This is a genomic window from Streptomyces niveiscabiei, assembly GCF_001419795.1.
Classification (GTDB): Bacteria; Actinomycetota; Actinomycetes; order Streptomycetales; family Streptomycetaceae; genus Streptomyces; species Streptomyces niveiscabiei.
Genome location: NZ_LIRL01001388.1, coordinates 1 through 3,068, shown reverse-complemented (window position 1 = coordinate 3,068; position 3,068 = coordinate 1). Strand labels below are relative to the sequence as shown.

General features: G+C 69.0%; 4 protein-coding genes. 1 reads left to right on the top strand and 3 read right to left on the bottom strand.

Annotated elements, in window-relative coordinates:
* The coding region (locus AOK24_RS44360; protein ID WP_159052244.1) for a MarR family transcriptional regulator at positions 1–244 on the bottom strand (244 nt) is incomplete at its 3' end.
* Positions 245–369: 125 nt separating this feature from the next.
* Between AOK24_RS44360 and AOK24_RS44355 the strand changes: the two genes are divergently transcribed.
* On the top strand, positions 370–744 hold the full coding sequence (locus AOK24_RS44355) for a cupin domain-containing protein (protein WP_055725467.1): 375 nt from the start codon (positions 370–372) through the stop codon (positions 742–744).
* Between the two features lie 120 nt (positions 745–864).
* On the opposite strand, the gene AOK24_RS44350 is transcribed toward AOK24_RS44355, so the two are convergent.
* Together AOK24_RS44350 and AOK24_RS44345 are read right to left on the bottom strand one after the other, a co-directional pair.
* On the bottom strand, positions 865–1,665 hold the full coding sequence (locus tag AOK24_RS44350) for a slipin family protein (RefSeq protein ID WP_055725466.1): 801 nt from the start codon (positions 1,663–1,665) through the stop codon (positions 865–867).
* A 155-nt stretch (positions 1,666–1,820) separates the two neighbouring features.
* On the bottom strand, positions 1,821–2,720 hold the full coding sequence (locus AOK24_RS44345; protein ID WP_055725465.1) for a S1 family peptidase: 900 nt from the start codon (positions 2,718–2,720) through the stop codon (positions 1,821–1,823).
* Positions 2,721–3,068 lie beyond the last annotated feature (348 nt).

Sequence of the window (3,068 nt, the reverse complement as noted above, 5' to 3'; positions counted from 1 at the left end):
CCCCGAACCCCTTCCGCACAAGCTCCTCCACCATCTGACTGGCAGCCTGCTTGGTCACCCCCAGATGCTCCGCCAGCTCCCCCACACTCGCCCCCTCGGCCGCAACCCGCGCAAACACGAACCCATGCGCAGGCCGCACCCCCTCGAACCCCCGCGCAACGACACCTTCATGGATGCGCCGCGTCAACTCCCCCGCAGCGGCGAGCAGAACGGCGGACAGGGCAAGCGCATCAGAGTTCTCCACGCCCGCATTGAAACACCCTTGACGAGAAGGTCAAGGAGCTTGACCATATCCAAGAAAGGTCAAGCAGCTTGACCATCACCCCAACTCGCCTGTCCCAATGCCGCGTTCACCAGAATCGGAGCCCCATGCCAGTCGTCCGAGCCACCGAAGCCACCACCCACGAACTCCACGGCGCCCGCTTCGTCTCCTACGCCACCCCCCGCACCGGCAGCCGCCAACTGGCCGCCTGGCGAGCCGAGATCCCGCCCCGCACCAAGGCTCCCGCCCACACAGTCACCCACGAAGAAGTCCTCCACCTCCTGACCGGCACCCTCCGCATCACCCTCGACACCGACACCACCGACCTCGCCCCCGGCGACACCCTGATCGTCAACGCCGGCTCCACCCTGACCGTCGAAAACCCCACCGACCACGCGGCATCCACCTGGGTCACCACCTCGATCGGCCTCACAGCAAAGCTCGCGGACGGCACAGAGGTCGCACCCCCCTGGGCGAACTAACCCTTCCCCACCGCCACTTCGACCCGCACCAACTCCAGCACCGCCCGCCCCAGTTGCGCCAACTCCCCCCGGCGCATCTCGTCCGTCACCACCGGCCCGTCCCCGAAGCCGCCGAGCCCGCTAGGCCGGCTTCCCCCCGTTCTCCGGTGGCAACTGCTGTGGCGGCGCGGCCCGTTCCAGGAACCGCAGGAGTTCCACCGGGAACGGCAGTACGAGGGTGGAGTTCTTCTCCGCGGCGACGGCGACGACCGTCTGGAGCAGGCGGAGCTGGAGGGCGGCCGGGGTGTCGGCCATCTCCTGGGCCGCCTCGGCGAGTTTCTTGGACGCCTGGAGCTCCGCGTCCGCGTTGATGACCCGGGCCCGCCGCTCGCGGTCCGCCTCGGCCTGGCGGGCCATGGAGCGCTTCATCGTCTCGGGCAGGGAGACGTCCTTGATCTCGACGCGGTCGATGGTGACGCCCCACTCGACGGCAGGGCTGTCGATCATCAACTCCAGCCCCTGGTTGAGCTTTTCGCGGTCGGAGAGGAGATCGTCGAGCTCGCTCTTGCCGATGATGGACCGCAGCGACGTCTGCGCCATCTGCGACACAGCGAACCGGTAGTCCTCGACGCGCACGACGGCCTCGGCGGGCGCGGTCACCTTGAAGTACACGACCGCGTCGACCCGCACGGTCACGTTGTCCCGGGTGATCCCCTCCTGCCCGGGCACCGGCATCGTGACGATCTGCATGTTCACCTTGCGGAGCTTGTCGACCCCGGGAATGATCATCGTCAGCCCCGGCCCCCGCACATCCGGCCGCAGCTTCCCGAGCCGGAACACCACCCCCCGCTCGTACTGCTTGACGACCCGCGCGGCGGCGGTCGCGTACACGACCCCGGCGGTCACCAACCCCGCCCCCACCGCCACCAGTTCCTCGACCACAACGGCCACCGCCCTCCGTGCGTCAGACCTGCGTCCAGGGGCTCCCTCGACGGTAACCCGCCCCGCGTACAAGGGGGAGCCCCCGCACGCCGGTTGCGTACGGGGGCTCGGAGCGCCGGGCCCGGTGCACTCGGGCCGAAATCACTGACGGTACGTCAGAACACGCTGACCCCGTACGCGTTGAGCGCCTCGACCACCGGCTGGAAGAACGTCGTCCCGCCGGAGGAGCAGTTGCCGCTGCCGCCCGAGGTCAGCCCGTAGGCGATCCCGCTGGTCGAGTACAGCGCGCCACCGGAGTCGCCGCCCTCGGCGCAGACGTTGGTCTGGATCATGCCGTAGACGACGTCGCCGCCGCCGTAGTTGACGGTCGCGTTGAGGGCCGTCACCCGGCCGCTGTGGATACCGGTGGTCGAGCCGTCACGGTAGACCGTGGTGCCGACGCTCGGCGTACCGGCGCTGGTGATGTCCGTGTTCCCCGCGGTCCCGGACTTGGTCACCGAGTTGTTGGTGTACCGGACCAGCGCGTAGTCGTTGGTCGGGAAGCTGTACCCGGCGTTGGAGCCGAGCACGGTCGACTGGCCGGAGTTGGAGTACCAGGTCGACGCGACCTCGGCGCAGTGACCGGCGGTCAGGAAGTAGTTCGTGCTGCCGCTGCGGACGTTGAAGCCGAGCGAACAGCGGTAGCCGCCACCGTAGATGGCGTCGCCACCGGCGATGAGCTTGTTGAACTTGCCGGGCGTGTGCTTGATCGTGAGGGCGCCGGCCTTGCTGCCCGCGTCCTTCTTGATCTGCGCGATCTCCGCGGCGGAGACCGTGCTGTCGACGGTGACGACCACCCGGTTGGTGGCCGCGTCGACGGCCCAGGCGGTGCCCGGGATGTCGGACTTCAGCACCGAGCCGCTGACGCCGCTGAGTTCGGAGGCGCTGAACGTGTGCGCGTCGGCGGCGTTCGCGGTGGGGACGGCGAAGCCGGCGGCGGCGACGAACCCGGCCGCGAGGGCGACCATGCGAGTGCGTCTCTTGTGGGTGGTGGGGGTGGTGCGCTTGTTCCTCACTTTTCGTTCCCTCCCGGGAAGCCAGGGGGCCCGCGTGGGGTCGGGGCCCGTGAGGCGCAGCCAGGGCCGAGTTCCCGCCCCTGAAACCAGGGTTGGAGACCCCCGGCAAGCGCTGAGGAAGGAGTATTCGGCCGAACGGACGGTCGGCGCAAGAGCCCCCCGACCACCCGCCGGACGCAAGAGCACCTTTCGGCCGAGAACCGGAGTTGAAACTGTGAGGTATGAGCTGTTTCAGGCCAACTTCCGCTTCTGTACGACGACGAGGGGCCCCGAACGGTTCCCCGTAACCCTCAACTCCCAGTTGGGCAGCACCCCCGTACCCACCCGCCACCGGCCCCGACCCGAAGG